The organism is Erwinia aphidicola, from assembly GCF_014773485.1.
Taxonomy (GTDB): Bacteria; Pseudomonadota; Gammaproteobacteria; order Enterobacterales; family Enterobacteriaceae; genus Erwinia; species Erwinia aphidicola.
Genome location: NZ_JACXBP010000005.1, coordinates 176,411 through 196,414 on the forward strand (window position 1 = coordinate 176,411; position 20,004 = coordinate 196,414).

A 20,004-nucleotide genomic window follows, 5' to 3' on the forward strand; every position below is an offset into this window, starting at 1 on the left:
TTAAATCCCAAGGGGGAACCTTTTGCAAGGTCAAGCACTCCAAGACTTCGTCATTGATAAATGTGACGATTTAAAAGCTCAGGACATTGTCGCTATCGACGTTCAGGGCAAATCAAGCATCACCAGCTATATGGTGATTTGCACCGGCACCTCAACCCGCCATCTGGTTTCCATCGCTGAACACGTGGTTCAGGAAGCGAAGCAGATCGGTCTGGATGCTTTTCGCGTTAACAGCCGTGCGCCAAGTGACTGGGTGGTTGTTGACCTCGGTGAAGTGATCCTTCACGTCATGGAAGCAGACAGCCGTCAGCTGTACGAACTGGAAAAGCTCTGGAGTTAAGCCGTGAAGCTGCAACTGGTCGCCGTTGGCACCAAAATGCCGGACTGGGTTCAAACGGGTTTTATGGAATATCTGCGTCGGTTTCCGAAAGATATGCCATTCGAGCTGACTGAGGTCCCGGCCGGAAAGCGCGGCAAGAATGCCGATATCAAACGCATTCTGGAAAAAGAAGGCGAAATGATGCTGGCAGCCACCGGTAAGGGCAACCGCATCGTCACGCTGGATATACCCGGCCAGCCGTGGGAAACCCCACAGCTCGCCAGTCAACTGGAACGCTGGAAGCAGGATGGCCGCGATGTCAGCCTGTTGATTGGCGGACCGGAAGGCCTGTCACCCGCCTGCAAGGCCGCGGCGGAACAAAGCTGGTCACTCTCAGCGCTGACCCTGCCCCATCCGCTGGTTCGCGTGTTGGTTGCAGAGAGTTTGTATCGTGCATGGAGCATTACTGCGAATCATCCTTATCATCGTGAGTAACGGATAAGGCTAACCGGACAGACAAAAGCAGCGGATGAAATTACAACGTAACTCCTTTCGTGACTATACCGCCGAGCAGACGCTGTTTGTTCGTCGGGCGCTAATCGCATTTTTTGGCATTTTGCTGCTTTCCGGTGTGCTGGTGGCGAACCTTTACCACCTGCAAATTACCCGCTTTGACGACTACAGCACGCGCTCCAATGAGAACCGCATCAAACTGGTTCCGGTCGCGCCCAGCCGTGGCATTATCTTCGACCGTAATGGCGTCCCCCTCGCGCTTAACCGCACCATTTACCAGCTCGAGCTGGTGCCTGAAAAAGTCGATAACCTGCAGCAAGTCCTGCAGGAGCTGAAGCCTATCGTCGATCTGACCGATGAAGATATTGAAGCATTTGAAAAAGAGCGCAAACGCTCGCGTCGCTTTACCTCTATTGCGGTGAAAACCAGCCTGAATGACGTTCAGGTAGCGCGTTTTGCCGTCAATCAGTACCGTTTCCCCGGCGTTGAAGTCAAAGGCTATCAGCGCCGCTACTACCCTTACGGCTCCGCCCTGACCCACGTGCTCGGCTACGTGTCGAAAATTAACGACCGTGACGTTGAGCGCCTGGATAAAGAGGGCAAGTGGCCCAACTATGCTGCCACCCACGACATCGGCAAGCTGGGTATTGAGCGCTATTACGAAGATGTACTGCACGGCAAAACGGGGTATGAAGAGGTCGAAGTGAACAACCGCGGCCGCGTTATTCGCCAGCTGCACGAGCAGTCTCCGCAGGCCGGGCGCGATATCTACCTGACGATTGACCTTAAGCTCCAGCAGTATATTGAGACGCTGCTGGCGGGCAGTCGTGCCGCCGTAGTGGTCAGCGATCCGCGTAACGGTGAATTACTGGCGATGGTCTCCATGCCCAGCTATGACCCGAACCTGTTTGTCGACGGTATCTCCAGCAAGGACTATAACCGCCTGCTGCATGATGAAAACCGCCCGTTGATTAACCGCGCGACACAGGGCGCCTATCCTCCAGCGTCCACGGTAAAACCGTATATTGCGGTGTCAGCCCTGACCGCCGGCGTCATCACCCGCAACACCAGCCTGTTTGACCCGGGCTGGTGGCAGCTGCCTGGGTCCGAAAAACGTTTCCGCGACTGGAAACGCTGGGGCCACGGCCGCCTGAACGTCACCAAATCGCTGGAAGAGTCCGCGGATACCTTCTTCTATCAGGTTGCCTATGATATGGGCATCGACCGGCTCGGCGAGTGGATGAGTAAATTCGGCTACGGCCATCTTTCCGGTATCGATCTGATCGAAGAGACCGCCGGCAATATGCCCACCCGTGACTGGAAGATGAAGCGCTTCAAGAAACCCTGGTATCAGGGGGACACCATACCGGTGGGTATCGGCCAGGGGTACTGGACCGCCACGCCGGTACAGATGAACAAAGCGTTGATGATCCTGATTAACGATGGCGTGATTAAAACTCCGCATCTGATGATGGACGCCATGCAGGGCAGCACTAAAGTGCCATGGCGTCAGCCGCCGGAGGCCCCGGTCGCAGACGTCCACTCCGGCTACTGGGAAATTGCCAAAGACGGCATGTATGGCGTGGCGAACCGTCCAAACGGTACTGCGCGTAAGAGCTTTGCGGACGCTTCCTATAAAATCGCCGCCAAGTCAGGTACCGCACAGGTATTTGGCCTGAAAGCGAATGAAACCTATAACGCCCACAAGCTGACGGAACGCCTGCGCGACCACAAGCTGATGACGGCCTTTGCGCCTTACGATCATCCCCGCGTGGCCGTCACTATCATCCTTGAGAACGGCGGCGCAGGTCCGGCCGTCGGGACTATCATGCGCCAGATCCTCGACCACATTATTCTTGGCGATAACAATACTAACCTGCCTGACGCTGCGCCAACGCCGCCAGGCTACGAAGGTGAATAACCGGTTATGAATGATAGCCATCAGAAAAGGACAATCTGGACGCGTATCCATATTGATCCGACATTTTGCCTGATCATCGCCGCGCTGCTGATTTACAGCGCGCTGGTGATGTGGAGTGCCAGCGGCCAGGATCCGGGCATGATGGAGCGCAAGCTCGGTCAGATTGCCATGGGAGTGGTCGTGATGCTGGTGATGGCGCAAATCCCGCCGCGCGTGTATGAAGGCTGGGCGCCCTACCTCTATATAATCTGCGTGATCTTGCTGATCGCGGTGGACGCCTTCGGGCAGATCAGTAAAGGGGCACAGCGCTGGCTGGACCTCGGCGTGGTGCGCTTCCAGCCCTCGGAGATTGCCAAAATCGCCGTACCGCTGATGGTGGCACGCTTTATTAACCGCGATGTCTGCCCGCCGACCTTGAAAAACACCGCCATCGCGCTGGTGCTGATCTTTATGCCAACCCTGCTGGTAGCGGCACAGCCGGATCTCGGTACTGCAATATTGATCGCTGCCTCCGGGCTGTTCGTGCTGTTCCTCTCCGGCATGAGCTGGAAGCTGATCGCCATTGCAGTGCTGCTGGTGGCGGCATTTATTCCGGTGCTGTGGTTCTTCCTGATGCACGACTATCAGCGCGACCGCGTGATGATGCTGCTCGACCCGGAAAGCGACCCACTCGGCGCGGGCTACCATATTATCCAGTCGAAAATCGCCATCGGCTCAGGCGGGCTGCGCGGTAAGGGCTGGCTGCATGGAACCCAGTCACAGCTTGAATTCTTGCCCGAACGCCATACCGACTTTATTTTTGCGGTACTGGCCGAAGAATTAGGATTAGTCGGGGTACTGATTCTGCTGATACTCTACGTGCTGCTGATCATGCGTGGCCTGACGATGGCTGCACGTGCGCAGACCACCTTTGGTCGCGTGATGGCCGGTGGATTAATGCTGATCTTCTTTGTCTATGTTTTTGTTAACATTGGCATGGTAAGCGGTATATTGCCGGTGGTAGGCGTGCCGTTACCGTTAGTCAGCTACGGCGGCTCCGCACTGATCGTCCTGATGGCCGGGTTTGGCATCATAATGTCGATTCACACCCACCGAAAACTGTTGTCGAAGAGCGTTTAAGAGGCATAAACACATGCGTAAGGATTGGCTTTGGGTTGCCCTGGCATCAGCACTGCTGGCAGCCTGTACTACAGACAACGACCAGCAGGCGCCGGTCACGCAGCAGCAGGCCGCCTATAACGGCCCGGTGGTGGAGATTGGCGGTGCAGAGCCGCGTTATGAACCGTTTAATCCCGGCACCCTGCAGGATTACTCGGTTAACGGCAAAAGCTACACGGTAGTGAAAGACCCGTCGAATTTTAGCCAAACCGGTCTGGCTGCGTCGTATGGCGAAGAGATGGGCACCAATCGCACCGCCACGGGTGAAGAGTTTGACCCCAATGCCATGACGGCGGCACACCCGACGCTGCCGCTGCCAAGCTACGTGCGCGTCACGAATCTGGCCAACGGCCGCATGATCGTAGTACGCGTCAACGATCGTGGTCCCTACACGCCTGGCCGTATTATTGACCTGTCGCGTGCCGCCGCAGATCGCCTGAATACCTCTAACAACACCAAAGTGCGCGTTGACTTCATCAGCGTCGCGCCGGACGGTAGCCTTTCCGGCCCCGGCACCATCGGGACCACGGTCGCTAAGCAGAGCTATGCCCTGCCTTCACGCCCGGATATCGGTGGCGGCATGACCATGGGCGCAGGCGCTGCCGTTATGAGCAACTCGCAGCCGCAGCAATACAACAGCCCGCAGCCGCAGGAAGTGCAGCAGCAGCAGTCGCGCCCGGTGGATAACAGCACCCTGAATAGCGAAGACAATATGGGCGCGCCAGTGCGCAGCAGTGGCTTCCTCGGTGCCGCACAGCCATTGCAAAACGGCGTGCTGGAAGTCAGCGAACCGGTTGCCGCCCCTGCTGCAGTGGCCGCTCCGGCCGCCGCAGCGGCTGCTGCCCCAGCTGCAAGCGCCTCCGGCACCTACGTGGTGCAGGTCGGCGCGCTGAGCGACGGCACCCGCGCCCGCGCGCTCGCCAGCAGCCTCGGCAAGCAGTTCGGCGTCCCCGGCTCTGTCGATAGCCGCAACAATGTTTATCGCGTGCAGCTGGGCCAATTCAGCTCGCGTTCGCAGGCCGCCGCTTTGCAGCAGCGACTGGCGAATGAAGCCCAGCAGCAATCGTTTATTACCGTCGCACCTTAAGCAGGTAAATCCCCCCTTTCCCGCCTGAATTAGGCGGGTTGTGGCTGGATGATTTTGCTATAGTGAGTCACTTTTTTAACTTAGCCCATGGATGTTGTAGTCCTTACATGAACACTTTGAACCCATCCCGATTACTGAAACGCCTGACGACAGGCACCCTGATCGCGCTCAGCCTCAACGCTGTCGCTCTTGCCGATGACGTCAACATCAAAACCATGATCCCCGGCGTGCCGGACATTGACGCTGAAGCCTATGTTCTGATCGACTACAACTCAGGTAAGGTACTGGCAGAGAAGAATTCCGACGCGCGTCGCGACCCGGCCAGCCTGACCAAAATGATGACCAGTTACGTTATCGGTCAGGCGGTGAAAGCGGGCAAAATCCATCAGGATGATATCGTCACCGTGGGCAAAGATGCCTGGGCAACCGGTAACCCGGTATTCAAAGGCTCTTCTCTGATGTTCCTGAAGCCGGGCGACCGCGTGCCGGTTTCCCAGCTGACGCGCGGTATCGTGCTGCAGTCCGGTAATGACGCCTGCGTGGCGATGGCCGACTATGTGGCCGGCAGCCAGGACGCCTTCGTCGGGCTGATGAACAACTATGTGAAAGCGCTGGGCCTGCAGAATACTCACTTCCAGACCGTGCACGGTCTCGATGCCGAAGGCCAGTACAGCTCGGCGCGCGACATGGCGCTGATTGGCCGTGCGCTGATCCGCGACGTGCCGGATGAGTACGCGGTTTACCACGAAAAAGAGTTCACCTTTAACAATATCCGCCAGATAAACCGTAACGGCCTGCTGTGGGATACCAGCCTGAACGTTGACGGCATTAAAACCGGGCATACTGATGCGGCGGGTTACAACCTGGTGGCCTCCGCGACAGAAGGGCAGATGCGCCTGATCTCTGCGGTAATGGGCGGTCATACCTACAAAGGGCGCGAAACAGAAAGTAAAAAACTGCTGACCTGGGGCTTCCGTTTCTTTGAAACCGTTGCGCCACTGAAGGCCGGTAAAGAGTTTGCTTCTGAGCCGGTGTGGTTCGGTAACAGCGATCGCGTACAGCTGGGCGTCGAGAAAGATGTCTATCTGACGATTCCACGCGGCCGTATGAAAGACCTGAAAGCCAGCTACACCCTGAGCAATACTGAACTGCACGCGCCGCTGAAGAAAAATCAGGTGGTAGGCAGCATCAACTTCCAGCTGGATGGCAAAACCATTGAACAGCACCCGCTGGTGGTTCTGAACGATATGCCGGAAGGCGGTTTCTTCGGCCGCATCGTTGACTACATTAAGCTGATGTTCCATCACTGGTTTGGTTGATCCCCGCTGTCATTAAGGGTCGATCGCCGTGCACCAGACGGGCCGAGCGCCGATCGGCCCCTACTTGAAATCTTCCTGAAATATCCCCATATTGTTAGTATCTGTGAACTCCCGCTACGGCGGGAGTCCTTATTTGTGTCACCGGAGTCAATATGAAAACCAACCTTAAAGAACTGCTCGAATTCCCCACCTCTTTTACCTATAAAGTGATGGGGCTGGCGCAGCCAGAGCTGGTCGATCAAGTGGTTGAAGTGGTGCAGCGCCATGCGCCGGGTGACTACTCACCGGACGTGAAGCCCAGCAGTAAAGGCAACTACCATTCGGTGTCGATCACCATCACCGCAACGCATATCGAGCAGGTCGAAACCCTGTATGAAGAATTAGGCAAAATCGAAATTGTTCGCATGGTGCTGTAATTCCTGAATGCTGGTGAGGGCATGGTTCTTGCCCTGCACCAGCGTTATACTACTCCCCCTGTTTTGCCAACCGGACCCTTCGCTTTGCCTCCAGAAACTCTGATCGTTCGCCAGCTTGGCCTGCAGCCATGGGCACCCGTTTCCCTCGCTATGCATCAGTTCACTGACCAGCGCGATGATGCGACGCCGGATGAGATCTGGCTGGTCGAGCATCACCCGATATTTACCCAGGGTCAGGCGGGAAAAAGCGAGCACCTGTTAATGCCTGGCGACATTCCAGTCGTGCAGAGCGATCGCGGTGGCCAGGTGACCTATCATGGCCCCGGTCAGCAGGTGATGTACGTGATGGTGAATCTGAAGCGGCGCAAAGTTGGCGTGCGTCAGCTGGTCACCGCCATCGAACAGACGGTGGTGGAGACGCTGGCACAGCTCGGCGTTAGCGCCAGCGCGCGCGCGGATGCCCCCGGGGTCTACGTTGACGGCAAAAAAATCTGTTCGCTTGGTCTGCGCATTCGCAACGGCTGCTCTTTCCATGGCCTGGCGCTCAACGTGGCGATGGATCTCACCCCGTTCCTGCGCATCAACCCCTGCGGTTATGCCGGGCTGGAAATGACCCAGCTGTCGCAGCTTAAGCCGACGGTGCAAATGGCTGATGTAAAGCCGTTGCTGATTGAGAATTTTGCCCGCCAGCTGGCAATTACTGACATTCAGTGGAGCAATAGCGCAGAACTCCCGCTAACATAGCGGATAAAATGGCGATTGATTTACAATTCTGTAACGCTTCTCGCACTGCCAGTGCTGAATCTGCCGCGCGGAGATGATATAATTTTTTGCGCTTTATCAAAAAAAGTTGAAAGTCACCAACTCATTGAGTGTTCGCGGTAATGCAGATTCGGCAACGAATTGACTACCGTAATCCAACCTGGAACCTGCAAGATTATGAGTAAACCGATCGTGATGGAACGCGGTGTCAAATACCGCGATGCAGACAAAATGGCGTTGATCCCGGTGAAAACCGTGGTGACCGAGCGTACGGAAGTGTTACGTAAGCCGGAATGGATGAAAATCAAACTCCCCGCCGATTCCAGCCGTATTCAGGGCATCAAAGCCGCGATGCGCAAAAATGGTCTGCACTCCGTTTGCGAAGAGGCTTCCTGCCCTAACCTTGCCGAGTGTTTCAACCACGGCACCGCGACCTTTATGATCCTCGGGGCTATCTGTACCCGCCGCTGCCCATTCTGCGATGTGGCACACGGCCGCCCAACCCTGCCAGATGCTAACGAGCCGGGTAAACTGGCGCAGACTATCGCCGATATGGCGCTGCGCTACGTGGTGATCACTTCCGTTGACCGCGACGATCTGCGCGACGGCGGTGCTCAGCACTTTGCCGACTGCATTACCGCCATCCGCGAGAAAAGCCCCACGATTAAGATCGAAACGCTGGTGCCGGACTTCCGTGGCCGTATGGATCGCGCCCTGGACATTCTGGTTGCCACTCCGCCAGACGTGTTCAACCATAATCTTGAGAACGTGCCGCGCGTTTACCGTCAGGTTCGCCCGGGTGCTAACTACGACTGGTCGCTGAAGCTGCTGGAACGCTTTAAAGAAGCGCATCCGCACATTCCAACCAAGTCCGGCCTGATGGTCGGTCTGGGTGAAACCAACGCCGAAATCGTTGAAGTAATGCGCGACCTGCGTCGCCACGGTGTGACCATGCTGACGCTGGGGCAGTATCTGCAACCAAGCCGTCACCACCTGCCGGTACAGCGCTACGTTAGCCCGGCTGAGTTTGATGAAATGAAAGAAGCCGCAATGGAAATGGGCTTCACCCACGCGGCCTGCGGCCCGTTTGTGCGCTCTTCTTATCATGCCGATATGCAGGCGAAAGGATTAGAGGTCAAATAAGCCTGAAGGGGTCAGGCATGCCTGACCCGGTTTAAAACGGGAGGGGCATGCCCCTCCCCTACGATTCAGGCATAAAAAAACGGATGACCCAGTCATCCGTTTTTTTATGCCTGAACAGCATCACTCTTTAGGAGCAATCTTCTCGGCGGGCTTTGCTTCAGCCGCAGCAGCATTATCGTCATTCATGGCCTTCTTGAAGCCCTTAATCGCTGAGCCCAAATCGCCACCCAGGGTACGCAATTTCTTAGTGCCGAATAACAGTACGATTAATGCGCCGACGATCAGCAGTTTGGCGAGACTGATACCTTCCATACTTACCTTCTTCTATTTACCTGACCGTCATCACGGTCTTTAACCGACCTGTATTAACGCGCTGAACGTGCGGGAATACAACTGCAATCTGTAACAGAATATGCAGCGGCGATCTTATCAGATAAAACGGCTGAGAAAAGCCTGTGTGCGCGGATGCTGCGGGTTGACCAGCACGGCTTCCGGCGGCCCCTGCTCCACCACATGTCCACCGTCCATAAACACCACCCGGTCAGCCGCTTCGCGCGCAAAGCCAATTTCATGCGTCACCACCACCATGGTCAGCCCGCCATCGGCCAGCGTGCGCATCGTGGCCAGTACCTCTCCGACCAGCTCTGGGTCGAGTGCCGAGGTCGGCTCATCAAACAGTATCAGTTTCGGCTTAATTGCCAGCGCCCGGGCAATCGCTATGCGCTGCTGCTGCCCCCCTGAGAGATGGCGCGGCCAGGCATCGGCCTTATCGCTTAAGCCAACGGTCGCCAGCAGCTCACGCGCCTCACTCATCGCTTCTGCCCGCGGGCGCTTGTGCACACCGACCGGCGCTTCAATAATATTTTGCAGCACCGTCATATGCGGATAGAGATTGAACTGCTGAAACACCATGCCGATCTCCTGGCGCTGGCGGGCAATACGCTTTGGCGACAGGCGATGCAGCAGCCCCTTTTTCAGCTCAAAGCCAACCTGCTGTTCGCCGATCATAATCGAGCCGGCGTTAAGCTCTTCAAGATGATTAATGCAGCGCAGGAAGGTCGACTTACCGGAGCCGGAAGGGCCGAGGATCACCACCACTTCCCCCGGCAGCACGTCGAGGTCGATCCCCTTCAGCACCTGATTATCGCCGTAGCTTTTTTGTACGTTGCGCGCCCGTACCAGCGGTTCAGCTCTGCTCATCGTTCTTCCTTCTGGACCAGGGGACGTACTGCCATCGCTGGCGGGTGCTTTTTACTGCTGGCAACCACCCGACGCGTACCGCGAGCGTAGTAGCGCTCAATCGCCGACTGGCCGACGTTCAGCACCGAGGTGATCAGCAGATACCAGATCACCGCCACCATCAGCATCGGGATAATTTCAAAGGTGCGGTTGTATACCGCCTGCACCGAGTACAGCAGGTCACCCATCGCGATGACGCTAACCAGAGACGTCGCTTTAATCATGCTGATCAGCTGATTGCCGGTCGGAGGAATAATGGCGCGCATCGCCTGCGGAATAATGATGCGCCGCAGCGCCCGCGCCCGGCTCATGCCGAAGGCCTGGGTAGTCTCAACCTGGCCGTTATCCACCGACTGCAGCCCGGCACGAATGATCTCCGCCATATACGCGGCTTCGTTTAACGCCAGCCCGGCAATCGCCGCGGTCAGCGGGGTGATCACATCGTTGGTATTCCAGCTCGCCAGTATCGGCCCACCAAACGGCACCGCCAGCGAGATCTGCGGAAACAGCGTCGAGAGGTTGTACCAAAATATCAGCTGCACCAGCAGCGGCGTGCCGCGAAAGAACCAGATGTACAGACCGGCCAGGCCGCTCATCAGGCGATTATCGGACAGGCGCGCCACCGCCAGCAGCAGGCCAATCGCCACGCCAAGCAGCATGGAGACCACGGTCAGACCGAGCGTCACTTTCAGCCCGGTCAGCACCGACCCCTCCATAAACCACTGGTACACCACGTTCCACTCGAAATTAGGATTGGTGGCGATTATCCAGAGAAAATTCACCGCGACCGCCAGCACCAGCAGCCAGCCGAGCAGTCGTCCGTAGCGGGGAGCGCTGAGAGCCGAGGCCACATCGCGTCGCTGTGCGTCTGTCCGATCCCTGGTTGAAGATTGCGTGGCGGGCTGGGTCATTTTGCTGCCCCCTGCGCAAGGTTACGTCCCGGCGCGCTGATAATGTTGCCGCTCAGCTGCCATTTTTTCATGATCGCTGCATAAGTCCCGTTGGCGAACAGCACTTTATAGGCGTCGAGCACCACTTCCCCGAGCGGAGAGTCTTTCGGCACCACGGTGCCCTGGAAAATATCGCCAAAACCATTTTTCTGGCCGGTGCCGGTCAACTCCAGCTGCCCTTCCGCCTTCTGCACAAAATAGACCAGCGGCGCCTGAGAGGAGAAGAACGCATCGGAACGTTTTGAGCGCACCGCCAGAATCGACGATGGCTGGTCGGTGAACGACTGCACGGTCACCGCCGGTTTGCCTGCGGTGGTACAAACGGTCGACTGCTTGCGGATCACCTGCTCAGCTGAACCGCCCGCCATCACCGCAATGCGCTTTCCGCAGGTATCTTCCAGCCCATTGATGTGAGCCGGGTTGCCTTTCTGTACGGCAAACACCACGAACTCCTGTACAAAATCGATAAAGTCATTTTTCTGCTGACGGTCCGGATAATCGCCAACCGGGCCGATTGCCAGCTGGTAGCGGCCGGATTTTATTCCGGCCAGCAGGCCAGGCAGACCGCTGACGGTGGCGTGCTCAATTTTCACCCCCAGCAGCTGTGCCAGCGCTTCGGTGAGGTCGGCTGAAGCACCGGTCATCGACGTTGGGCCTTCCACTATTTCATACGGCGGGAAGGAGCCGTTGTTAACCGAGGTCATCTTTCCGGCGCTCTTCACCGCGTCCGGCAGGCGATCGTGCAGCGCCGGGTCCATCTTCTGCACCGGAATAGCCTCAGCCGCGTGGCTGGCCGCGCTCAGCGTGGTCAGCATTAGCGCCAGTGCAATGGCGTGTTTATTCATGGTCATTGCGCCTCCCCGGCGTCAAGTCTGGGCGGGCAAAACGGCGATTAGCCAGCACGGGCAAGGCACGGCGCACATCCTGAATACGCTGTGGATCAAGGTCAGCAAACACCAGCGCCGGGCCTTCTGCGGCCCTGGCAATCGCCACGCCGAGCGGATCAACCACCAGACTGTTGCCAATATTACGCGGACCACACTCGCCGACCGCCACAACGTAGCAGGTATTTTCCAGCGCACGGGCCGTCACCAGCACTTCCCAATGCATCTCCTTCAGCGGGCCTTTTACCCAGGCCGCTGGCAGCACCAGCAGGTCCGCACCGTCCAGCACCAGGCGGCGCGCCAGCTCCGGGAAGCGGATGTCATAACAGGTCATCAGCCCAACCTTCATGCCGTCAACTTCCACCAGCGGCGGTACCTCGTTACCGGCGGTCACATTGCGCGACTCCTGCATCGCAAAGGCGTCGTACAGGTGCAGCTTGTCGTAGCGGGCGATAATCTCGCCATTGCGCATCGCCACCAGCACGTTCAGCGCACGGCCATCTGGAGTCGGTACGTGTACCGTCATCATGGTGGTCAGGGTATTTTCCCGGCTTGCCGCCAGCATCTGAGTGAGAAACGGCCCGTCGAGCGGCTGCGCGGCTTTCAGTACCAGATCCGGATCGGTGATATCACGCGCCAGCACCCCTTCCGGCAGCACCAGCAGCCTTGCCCCCTGCTGCTGCGCCTGAGCCATTAAACCGATGCAGATATCGGCGTTTTCCTGCCACTCGCGGCTGACCGCGAACTGTCCTAATGCCACTTTCATCGTTATGCTCCTGGGGTCATTGCCGGAAACAGTGCTTGCGCAGTCAGGCATTCAGCCGTCAGCCCCTGAGCAAACAGCTCCTGGCAGAAATCGTTAATCATCTTCTTATTAGCCTGGAAGCCGTTGGCATTCCAGCCGGCAGGTAAATCCTGCGCGGTGCGCCGCAAATCGTCGAGCAGCCACGGGGTCGTGTCGGCATACTTCTCACGCTTCTGCTGCCAGACGCGGGCAGATTCATCAATCAGGGCACTGAGTTCGCTGGCGATACCCGGGTGGCGCTCTTCCAGCCCGGCTTTCAGCGCCAGCAGATGAATGCCGGGGATATAACCGCAGCGCTGAAAGTACTCCAGCTCGGCCTGGCGAAAGTCGGTTTGCAGCTGACGTAACCCGGAATCCGGCAGGAAAAAGCCCTCCGGCATAAAAGGCGTAAACACCGCATCCAGCTCACCGGCGCGCAGCAGGTCGATCAGCGGGTGCTCTCCCGGCGCGGCCTCTATCCGGCCTGGGCGACCAAAACCATTCAGGCGATCGACGATCGGATGGTCCCCCGTCAGGCGGCCGACAAACCAGTAAGCGTCATCGATTTCGACTCCGGCTTCACGCAGCAGCGTGCGCGTCCAGGTGTTGCCCGAATCCTGCCAGCCGGTGAGACCGATTTTCCTGCCTTTCAGCTGGTCCAGGGAGGTCAGCGGGCTGTCAGCGGTGGTGATAATGCAGCGCTGGCGGAAACCGCGCATCAGGAAATGGGGCACCGCCAGCAGGCTGAAATCCCCGCGCGCACGGGCCTGAGCAAAGCGACTGAAAGAGACCTCCGCCGCGTCGTACTGCTCGCTGTTTGCCAGATCGCCGACCAGCGTCGCAACGCGATGCACCTCCAGCTTAAATCCCTGAGGGCGAATATCCCCCAGCGCCAGCGGCGTAAAATAGTCCCAGTCGCGTACCGCCAGCCTGATGGTCACCATGTGCAATCTCTCCGGTTTAGCGCAGCCCTGCCGCGTTCAAAAAAACACCAATACCTGCTTGAATTTGATACTAGATCGATAATATTATCTGTACAATGCTTTCTTTGTTACTGAACAAATGGATTTCTTATGACCACGCTGCTGGATGTGAACTGGTTGAGTGCCCGCGTTGAAGAGGCTTCGGTGAAAGGGATCACCGCGACGACTGCGCGGCTGATCCGTGAAGGTGAGATCCCGATTGGCACCCAGCTGCCGGCGGTGCGCGATCTGGCAGAGAAGCTCGGCGTCAGTCCGGCGACGGTCTCCGCCGCATGGGGTGAGTTAAAGCGCCATAAGGTCATTGCCGGTAAAGGCCGCAGCGGAGTGTGGGTATGTGGCGATCAGGTCACGCCACGCCCGGTGCGCTTTGAAAAAATTGGTCACTACGGCAGCCAGATCAAAGCCGATCTGGCGATGGCTTCCCCCGACCCTGACCTGCTTCCCGATCTCAGATGCGCCATGCAGCAGGGGATCCTGGCGCCCAATCTCAACAGCTATCAGCGCGAGGCGATCGCCCCGGCCCTGCTGGCCGCCGTGCAGGGCGACTGGCCTTTTGTCGCCGAAGCCTTTCTGGCAACCGACGGGGGCTATGATGCGATGAACTGCATTATGCAGACGCTGTTTTCACCCGGCGATAAAGTGGTGATCGAAGATCCGACTGCCACGCGCCTGTTGGATATGCTGGATAATGTCGGGGCGGAAGTTCTGCCGCTGGCCTGCGATGAGCAAGGGCCGCTGCCCGGCCCGCTAAGCCTGCTGCTGCGCCAGCGCCCGGTAGCCATTATTTACCAGCCGCGCACCCACTCCGCCACCGGCCATACGCTCAGCGAAGCGCGCAGCAATGAGCTGGCAGCGGTGCTGAGCGGCACAACGCCGTGGATTGTTGAAGATGACGGTATCGGCGCACTGTCAGCGCATCCGCTGTGGAGCCTGGGGCGTTTCATCCCCGAGCGCACGCTGCACGTGCGTTCATTCTCTAAAGCGTATGGCCCCGATCTGCGGCTTGGCGTGCTTTCGGGGCCGGAAGCGCTGGTGAAGCGCATTCGGTCATGGCGCAACTTCGGTGCCAGCTGGACCAGCCGCATTCTGCAGCAGAGCCTAGCATGGATGCTGGCTGACGAGGGGGTTCAAAAGAGTATTGCGCAGGCGCGGGAAGTGTATCGTCAGCGGCGGCAGCGCCTGCTCTCCGCCCTGATCCTACGCGGCGTGGCGCTGCCGGATCGGGACGGGTTAAGTATTTATCTGCCGGTGCAGTCGGAGCAGTTTGCGATGATCACCCTGGCCGCCAGGGGCATTGCCGTGCTGCCAGGGGAGCGCTGCCGCAGCGGCAACGGGCAGTTTGTGCGCGTCAGTACCTCCATGCTGCCTGAACATCTGGTAGACGAAGTTGCCGACGCGCTGCTGATTGCCAGCGGTCGCGAGCCGGGGGCGATCAGGTCAGATCTTTGATGTGATAGCGCGGGGACTCTTCATAACCCTCGCGCGCATAAAAAGCATTGGCCTTTTCGCGGCGCTGGTGACAGTGGACTTCCATACGGTCGCAGCCGCGCTCGGCGGCCAGCCGTTCAGCGTGCTGCAACAGCTGCTGCCCGGCCCCTTTGCTACGCTCTCCTTCGGCAATACAGAAGTAGCTGATGCGCGCAAAATCTCCGGCCAGCGCCAGCTGTGGGATAAAATGCAGCGAGAGGAACCCCAGCACCGTATTACCCTGCTCGGCCATTAGCAGCCTCTCTGTATCATCCGCCATCAGTTGGGCAAGACGCCGTTCAATGAACGGCGCGGTATCGGCATATCCCAGTTCCGCTAACAGAGCGCTGAGGGCAAATGCATCTCTCGATTCAGCCAGACGAATATTCATTACTCATTCTCCGAAGTCAGCCAGCAGCAAAGGTTAGCAGTCAACATTTATAGCCTTAGCGCAGCGATCCCTGCAAGGAGACAGATCACACGGTAATGTTACAGAAGCTGATTAATGTAAGATTTAGCTTACTCATTAACGATGAGGGCGAGCGTTAATGTTTCCTTAATACTGTTTCGCCACACTGGTTATCATTCAGCCATCCGAGGGGATAATGATGAACTGGCTTCCGCGCAGTAAAAACGAACTACTTGCCTTCACTCTGGCCTGTGCCGCAACGCTCGTCTGGCTGGTACAGTATCTCAGCTAGCGATCTGCAGGCGAAAAAAAACCCGCCTTCAGGCGGGTTTTAAGAATTCTGTCTGATAACTTAAATAGCGGCAACGTTAGCAGCAGATGGGCCTTTGGCGCCGTTGGTGATTTCGAACTCTACGCGCTGACCTTCTGCCAGAGTTTTGAAACCGTTGCTCTGGATGGCAGAGAAGTGAACGAACACATCTTTGCTACCATCTTCAGGAGTAATGAAACCGAATCCCTTGGACTCATTAAACCACTTAACGCTACCTTTGATCTTAGACATCTATATTACCTTTACATGAAAAATGGACACTAAACTGTGTCGAGGGTTAGTACAGCAATTGCGAAGGCTTTTGTCCAGTAGCCGACGACGAAAAAGTGATAAATATCGACTTTTTTTTACCCTATGTCATTTTGATGACAGGCCTGGCGCCATCAAAACTGCCAGCGCAGCCAGGCGAAATAGACGTTACCGTTATTGTAAGTACCCGGAATATAAGTCATCTGGAAAGTTGCAGGCCCATATCCCACCGAGGCTAATGGCAACACTAATGGGATGGGAATATAGTTCCAGTTGTCACGCATCGTCACCCCGGCGGTATAACCAAGGCCAAGATGAAAATCGCGATCGTTCAGTGGTCGCCAGGTTTTCTCCCAGCCATAGCCACCAATCGGCTCCCACTTATTGAAGGAGTCTTTAAACGCCATCAGATAGATGCCGTTCCAGTTACCCTTTTCATCATAATGGGAGATCCCGCCCCCGGCACCCCACGGGCGTTCGTTGTACTTATCCGTTTTCTCTTTGTCATAAGTCCAGCGGTTATGCCATGTGATAGCCGGGACATAGAGATCGACCGTCTGCGGGTCGTTCCACGTTTCGCTGACGTTATCACTAAATGCCTGCCAGGTATCAGAAATGCCATCTACCAGAGTCGCGGCCTGTGCAGCCTGAAGCCCTATCCCGGCGACCAGCGCGGAAAGGGATATAATCGTTTTGATTTTCATACTAAATTTCACTGCTCCCTGGATGGCGCTATCTTACGGCATCCTGAAAAGGTCAAAAAATGTCGACCGAAAATAATCAATGCTTGTGGAAATGATTATATCAAACTCACCTAAACACTCCATTAATCACTAACTTATTAAGAGAGTGATGAAAATGAATTTTTATTCACTCAGTGAGCAAAACTATTGATATGGTTGAATAAAACAGAATCTTCCCGCAGAGTTATAACTCCAGGAATTTTCGCAATTATCAGGAAACATATTCCGATTATCACGCCAGTACTAGCTTAGCTCTGTCTTTACACTTTGTTTTAAGCATTATGTAAACAAAATTGACTGAAATCATCAAAAGGACATCATAGTTGATAACTTTTATCATTTAACAATCTATAATGTCGAGAAAAATCAGTTTAAATTATTTAATTCAATGAGTTATGCATTTAAGGGATTTTACTAAATCAATTAATTTTATTTATAGATCTCTGCGTTTTTTTTGATAAGATAATTCTTACCAACCACGGGACTGGGAACGGTGAGGTGTCAATAATGCTAAGGTGTGGCAGATGCGGGTGTCGTAAGTTTATTTTTACTACCGCCGGCGATGAATTCGATAAACCCCACGGTGCTATCTGCGCGCTTTGTCACAAGCAGCTAAACGCGCGAGATATACGTATCAATTTTAGGGGAATTTCTTCAACCTGGCCGGCCACCTACGGTGATGACACACCTGTCTACCATCATCCTGATAAAACCTGAAAATTTTCTCACCCCGTAGCGGCTTATGGTGAACGCCTTTCACCATTATTATTCTTTATCTCTTCCTGCTATTCCCTATTATCTCTCATCGCGATTTACCCCCCGTTGATATCCGCTGACTTACTCTGCCCATGCAAACCAAAGAATAACCGCTGCGGACAATTACGGCGTTAAGGATGACAAATGAAGAGGTTATTTTCCTCACCAAACCAGGCCTCCAGGCCAGATGGTCAGTTATCAGGAAACTTACTCCTGATATAGCGTAATCAGTTATCAAATTAAGTTGCGGGTAAATCAATGACGCTTCCCGAAATAATCCTTCCCGACAGCCACGTCTGCTGGACTGTTTTTTGCGATTTTGACGGCACAATTAGCGGCCAGGACGTGACTGACACGCTGATGGCGCAGTTTGGTATGCCGGGATGGCAGCAGCTTGAAGAGCGATGGGTGCAAGGGGAAATTGGCTCCCTCGCCTGTCTGAGTGGGCAAGTCGCCCTGCTGGATGCATCGCGCCAGCAGCTGGAAAGCTGTCTGGATAATATCGAGCTCGATCCTCATTTCGCAGCTTTTGCGCGCTGGTCACGCTTAAACCATGTTCCTCTCTATATTGTCAGTGACGGGTTGGATTATGCCATCGCGTATCTGCTGCGCAGGGAGCGGATTTCCGGGGTGCCCATTTTCGCCAACCGCTTGCAGCAGATTGCGCAGCGGCGCTGGCGGTTAAGCTCACCCTATTCTGACCCACTGTGCAGCCAGGCCAGCGGTACCTGCAAGTGCGCCCTTGTCAGGCGTCTGTCCAGACAGCATCTACTGACGATCGGCGATGGGCGCTCTGATTTCTGCGTCGCCGCTAAGGCCAGCCATGTGCTGGCCAAAAGCAGCCTGATCGCCGAGTGCCAACGAGCCGCTCTTCCCTTCACCCCATTCCATGATTTCAGCGAGGCTCAAACCTATCTTGAGGCTCTGCTCACTCGCCCGCAGGCATCTTCATGAAATATGACTATTGGCTACCCGGGGGCAGCCAGGGGGTATTGTTGATTCATGGCTTAACCGGAACGCCGACCGAAATGCGCGGCGCAGCGAGAGCGTTTAATCGCGCCGGTTTTACCGTCTATGCCCTCCAGCTGGCCGGGCATTGTGGCACGGTTGAAGACCTGGTCGCCACGCGCTGGCAGGACTGGTATCAGAGCGTGATCGACGGGGCGGATCGCTTGCGCCAGCAGGTCAGTACGCTGTTTGTTGCGGGGCTGTCAATGGGCGCATTGCTGGCGCTAAAGTACGCCTCTGACTATCCCAGCCGGGTTGACGGTGTGCTGGTTTATGCCGTTACCTTTCGCGGAGATGGCTGGAGCGTCCCAGCGCTAAAACGTATTGTCGGCCCCTGGCTACTGCAGTTGGCCGCACGACTGAAAATAGGCAGCTGCCGTTGCGTTGATGAACAGCCCCCCTACGGCATTCGTAATGAACGCCTGCGTAAAAAAATTGCGGCAAAGATGTTGAGCGGTAACAGCGCCGCCGCCGGGCTTCGGGGTACCCCGTGGGCATCGCTGAATGAAATGATCGTGCTGTCGCGCACGGTGCGTCTCAGGCTGCACTGCACCACTTCACCCTGCCTGATCCTGCACGCCAGCGAAGATGATATTTCCCACCGGCGCAATGCGGAACTGGTGCGCGACAGCGTGAGTGGCCCTGCAGAACTGGTGCTGCTGGCCAATAGCTACCATATGATCACTATTGATAACGATCGCCATGAGCTTTTTCAGCGTTCCATCGCTTTTATCAATCACTTCACATCTCCTGACGGCACTCCCCGACCTGCGGTAGATGACGACCGCCTGCTGCAATGAGCCGCCTGACGCTGCTGCTGTGGCTACTGACTACCCTGCTCGACTGCTGCGGGCAGCTCGCCTTTAAGACCGCAGCGCTAAGCAGCGCCCACAGTTCAGGCACGCAGCCGTGGCGTTATATGCTGGCCCGCCCCTGGGTCTGGCTGGGCTTTGTCAGTTACGCAGTCCAGTTTCTGCTGTGGCTGGCATTTCTCTCGCGGGTCGCGCTGTCGCAGGCCGTGCTGCTGGCATCGATTAACGTGGTAGCGATCATGCTGGCAGCCCGCTGGTGCTTTAACGAACGTCTTACCCGCTGGCGGCTGGCCGGCATGCTGTTGATTTCACTGGGCGTTATTATCGTAGGGCTCGGCTGATGAAAAAGTTTTACCTGGTCGGTTTTCTGACGCTACTGATGTTCGATACGCTGGCGCAGGTCAGTTTTAAGCTTGCCGCACTTCACGCGGCCCCACTGACGCTGGATGCGGCATGGCTGTTACGCATATTTAGCCAGCTATGGATTTACGCTGCGCTGCTCGGCTATGCCGGGGCATTCTTTACCTGGATGAATTTGCTGAGGTCTGCCCCACTCGGCCCGGCGTTTGCCGCCTCGCACCTTGAGATCCTCAGCGTGACGCTGGTTTCCGTCTGGCTGTTCGATGATGCGTTAACGCTGGTCAAAGCCCTTGGCGGCCTGTTGATTCTCGCCGGCGTACTCTGCCTGGCGAAAGGGGAAACGGTGGCTCAGTCAGCATAAAAAGAGGCGCCAGATGGCACCTCAACAACG

23 protein-coding genes are annotated in these 20,004 nt (G+C 56.3%); 14 read left to right on the plus strand and 9 right to left on the minus strand.

Annotated elements, in window-relative coordinates:
* Window positions 1-22 precede the first annotated feature (22 nt).
* From rsfS to lipA, 9 genes are all read left to right on the plus strand, one after another.
* Entirely contained in the window at window positions 23-340 is a 318-nt protein-coding gene (gene rsfS / locus ID864_RS13665) for a ribosome silencing factor (RefSeq protein WP_048916772.1), read from the plus strand.
* A gap of 3 nt (window positions 341-343) precedes the next feature.
* Entirely contained in the window at window positions 344-814 is a 471-nt protein-coding gene (gene rlmH / locus ID864_RS13670) for a 23S rRNA (pseudouridine(1915)-N(3))-methyltransferase RlmH (RefSeq protein ID WP_012442067.1), read from the plus strand.
* A gap of 34 nt (window positions 815-848) precedes the next feature.
* Entirely contained in the window at window positions 849-2,753 is a 1,905-nt protein-coding gene (gene mrdA / locus ID864_RS13675; RefSeq protein ID WP_048916773.1) for a peptidoglycan DD-transpeptidase MrdA, read from the plus strand.
* Window positions 2,754-2,759: 6 nt separating this feature from the next.
* Window positions 2,760-3,872, plus strand: coding sequence for a peptidoglycan glycosyltransferase MrdB (gene mrdB, locus ID864_RS13680; protein ID WP_048916774.1), 1,113 nt, complete (start codon window positions 2,760-2,762; stop codon window positions 3,870-3,872).
* Between the two features lie 13 nt (window positions 3,873-3,885).
* Complete coding sequence (gene rlpA, locus ID864_RS13685) at window positions 3,886-4,998, plus strand: endolytic peptidoglycan transglycosylase RlpA (RefSeq protein ID WP_191149952.1); 1,113 nt, start codon at window positions 3,886-3,888, stop codon at window positions 4,996-4,998.
* 107 nt (window positions 4,999-5,105) lie between these two features.
* The gene (dacA, locus tag ID864_RS13690; RefSeq protein ID WP_048916776.1) at window positions 5,106-6,317 is read left to right on the plus strand and encodes a D-alanyl-D-alanine carboxypeptidase DacA; all 1,212 of its coding nucleotides are present in this window, start codon (window positions 5,106-5,108) and stop codon (window positions 6,315-6,317) included.
* 152 nt (window positions 6,318-6,469) lie between these two features.
* Window positions 6,470-6,733, plus strand: a complete 264-nt coding sequence (gene ybeD / locus ID864_RS13695) for a DUF493 family protein YbeD (protein WP_048916777.1) — start codon at window positions 6,470-6,472, stop codon at window positions 6,731-6,733.
* Between the two features lie 84 nt (window positions 6,734-6,817).
* Window positions 6,818-7,477 (plus strand): lipoyl(octanoyl) transferase LipB, encoded by a 660-nt coding sequence (gene lipB, locus ID864_RS13700; RefSeq protein WP_133624184.1) that lies wholly within the window; start codon window positions 6,818-6,820, stop codon window positions 7,475-7,477.
* Between the two features lie 195 nt (window positions 7,478-7,672).
* Window positions 7,673-8,638, plus strand: coding sequence for a lipoyl synthase (lipA, locus tag ID864_RS13705; RefSeq protein WP_048916779.1), 966 nt, complete (start codon window positions 7,673-7,675; stop codon window positions 8,636-8,638).
* Between the two features lie 120 nt (window positions 8,639-8,758).
* Here the strand turns inward: lipA and tatE are convergent, their stop codons facing one another.
* From tatE to ID864_RS13735, 6 genes are all read right to left on the minus strand, one after another.
* Entirely contained in the window at window positions 8,759-8,950 is a 192-nt protein-coding gene (gene tatE, locus ID864_RS13710; protein ID WP_048916781.1) for a twin-arginine translocase subunit TatE, read from the minus strand.
* A gap of 117 nt (window positions 8,951-9,067) precedes the next feature.
* Window positions 9,068-9,838: an amino acid ABC transporter ATP-binding protein gene (locus tag ID864_RS13715; RefSeq protein ID WP_224750502.1), complete on the minus strand. Its 771-nt coding sequence runs from the start codon at window positions 9,836-9,838 to the stop codon at window positions 9,068-9,070.
* Window positions 9,835-10,788, minus strand: a complete 954-nt coding sequence (locus ID864_RS13720) for an amino acid ABC transporter permease (RefSeq protein WP_062818352.1) — start codon at window positions 10,786-10,788, stop codon at window positions 9,835-9,837. Before ID864_RS13720 ends, ID864_RS13715 begins: the two co-directional genes overlap by 4 nt.
* Window positions 10,785-11,672, minus strand: coding sequence for an ABC transporter substrate-binding protein (locus ID864_RS13725; RefSeq protein ID WP_048918784.1), 888 nt, complete (start codon window positions 11,670-11,672; stop codon window positions 10,785-10,787). The genes ID864_RS13720 and ID864_RS13725 overlap by 4 nt, the downstream gene beginning before the upstream one ends.
* Complete coding sequence (locus tag ID864_RS13730) at window positions 11,665-12,477, minus strand: deaminated glutathione amidase (RefSeq protein WP_191149953.1); 813 nt, start codon at window positions 12,475-12,477, stop codon at window positions 11,665-11,667. Before ID864_RS13730 ends, ID864_RS13725 begins: the two co-directional genes overlap by 8 nt.
* A 2-nt stretch (window positions 12,478-12,479) precedes the next feature.
* Window positions 12,480-13,439: a PhnD/SsuA/transferrin family substrate-binding protein gene (locus ID864_RS13735; protein ID WP_191149954.1), complete on the minus strand. Its 960-nt coding sequence runs from the start codon at window positions 13,437-13,439 to the stop codon at window positions 12,480-12,482.
* Window positions 13,440-13,568: 129 nt separating this feature from the next.
* Here ID864_RS13735 and ID864_RS13740 point away from each other — a divergent pair, with 129 nt between their 5' ends.
* Window positions 13,569-14,927, plus strand: coding sequence for an aminotransferase class I/II-fold pyridoxal phosphate-dependent enzyme (locus ID864_RS13740; protein ID WP_191149955.1), 1,359 nt, complete (start codon window positions 13,569-13,571; stop codon window positions 14,925-14,927).
* Here the strand turns inward: ID864_RS13740 and ID864_RS13745 are convergent.
* The 3 genes from ID864_RS13745 to pagP all read right to left on the minus strand — a co-directional run bounded on the left by ID864_RS13745 (window position 14,911) and on the right by pagP (window position 16,638).
* A complete protein-coding gene (locus tag ID864_RS13745; RefSeq protein WP_062818354.1) occupies window positions 14,911-15,336 on the minus strand; it encodes a GNAT family N-acetyltransferase in 426 nt (141 codons plus the stop codon). The genes ID864_RS13740 and ID864_RS13745 overlap by 17 nt on opposite strands.
* 370 nt (window positions 15,337-15,706) lie before the next feature.
* Entirely contained in the window at window positions 15,707-15,916 is a 210-nt protein-coding gene (gene cspE / locus ID864_RS13750) for a transcription antiterminator/RNA stability regulator CspE (protein ID WP_004156612.1), read from the minus strand.
* A gap of 152 nt (window positions 15,917-16,068) precedes the next feature.
* On the minus strand, window positions 16,069-16,638 hold the full coding sequence (pagP, locus tag ID864_RS13755; RefSeq protein ID WP_191149956.1) for a lipid IV(A) palmitoyltransferase PagP: 570 nt from the start codon (window positions 16,636-16,638) through the stop codon (window positions 16,069-16,071).
* Between the two features lie 1,053 nt (window positions 16,639-17,691).
* Here pagP and ID864_RS13760 point away from each other — a divergent pair.
* From ID864_RS13760 to ID864_RS13775, 4 genes are read left to right on the plus strand one after another with little or no spacing between them, the layout of a single operon-like run.
* Complete coding sequence (locus ID864_RS13760; RefSeq protein WP_048918652.1) at window positions 17,692-18,387, plus strand: MtnX-like HAD-IB family phosphatase; 696 nt, start codon at window positions 17,692-17,694, stop codon at window positions 18,385-18,387.
* The gene (locus ID864_RS13765) at window positions 18,384-19,241 is read left to right on the plus strand and encodes an alpha/beta hydrolase (protein ID WP_224750503.1); all 858 of its coding nucleotides are present in this window, start codon (window positions 18,384-18,386) and stop codon (window positions 19,239-19,241) included. The genes ID864_RS13760 and ID864_RS13765 overlap by 4 nt, the downstream gene beginning before the upstream one ends.
* Complete coding sequence (locus tag ID864_RS13770) at window positions 19,238-19,594, plus strand: EamA family transporter (RefSeq protein WP_099753370.1); 357 nt, start codon at window positions 19,238-19,240, stop codon at window positions 19,592-19,594. The genes ID864_RS13765 and ID864_RS13770 overlap by 4 nt, the downstream gene beginning before the upstream one ends.
* Entirely contained in the window at window positions 19,594-19,974 is a 381-nt protein-coding gene (locus tag ID864_RS13775; protein WP_048918649.1) for a DMT family transporter, read from the plus strand. The genes ID864_RS13770 and ID864_RS13775 overlap by 1 nt, the downstream gene beginning before the upstream one ends.
* Window positions 19,975-20,004 lie beyond the last annotated feature (30 nt).